Here is a 993-nt window from a genome sequence, read left to right on the forward strand (position 1 = left end):
CCGAGGGCGAGCGGATCCCGACGTTCCCGACCCAGACCGCCCTGGCCGCCGGCGCGACCGCGAGTGCCCACACCACGGACGCGGCGAGGTCGGTCGGCCAGTGCACGCCGTCCACCGCGAGGGCGAGCACGACGAACAGCACCCCGAGACCGCCCACCACCGCGACCGCCCGGCGACGGCGCCCCGGGGGCACCAGGGCGAGCACTGCGAGCAGGAGCGCGGTCACGAACACCGCGTGACCGCTGGGGAAGGACGGGTCCGGTTGCACGGGCACGAACGGGTGGGGCAGCACGGAGCCGTCCGGACGCGGCCGAGCGACCACGAGTTTGAGCAGGTCCGACGTGATCCAGGTCAACGCCACGGTCCCCGCGAACCCCGCGGCGGTCGCGACGCGTCGGGTCCGGATCCAGACGAGGGCGGTCAGTGCGACCGTCAGGAGCACGGCCGGCACCGGTTCGAACGCCGCGTAGACGGCGGACCCGACCGCGGCCGCCGTCCCGGTGTGCGCGGCGTTGAGGGAGCGGGCCAGGGGCTCGTCGACGGGGTGTGCGCGGAGCAGGAAGCCGATCAGCACGAGCGCGGCGACGATGACAGCGGCGCGCACGACGCGGCGGCCGAGGGCCCGCTGGTCGAGGGGTGCGGTCGGGGGAGCGGTGGTGGGCGGGGTGGGCACGGGTCCAGTGCACCCATCCCGTCCCAAGAATCGACGAAGAACGTCCCGGTCCTCGTCGCAGGCGGTGTCAGCCGCTGTACGTGTACGTCGAGACCCAGTCGATGTAGAGGTGGCCCTTGGCGCCCCAGTTGCCCACCTGGAACATGTACCGGTGCGCGGAGGTCGGCACGTCCCAGGTGACCGTGCTGATCACCTTGCCGTCGAGGAGGTACCGGACGCTCTTCCCGGGGATCCACTCGATCGAGTAGACGTGCCAGTCGCGCCACGAGGCGCGCGTGGTCTGGCTGGTCGCCATCACCTCGTTGCCGGGCTGCATGGAG

General features: G+C 72.8%; 1 protein-coding gene and 1 pseudogene. Both read right to left on the bottom strand.

Annotated elements, in window-relative coordinates:
* A partial coding sequence (locus I59_RS21930; protein ID WP_022903097.1) for a phosphatase PAP2 family protein occupies positions 1–673 on the bottom strand: 673 nt, incomplete at its 3' end.
* Positions 674–740: 67 nt separating this feature from the next.
* Positions 741–993 (bottom strand): annotated as a pseudogene (locus I59_RS06070) (family 16 glycosylhydrolase); the annotation flags it as partial.

The organism is Curtobacterium sp. B8 (genome assembly GCF_000333315.1).
GTDB classification, from domain to species: Bacteria; Actinomycetota; Actinomycetes; order Actinomycetales; family Microbacteriaceae; genus Curtobacterium; species Curtobacterium luteum.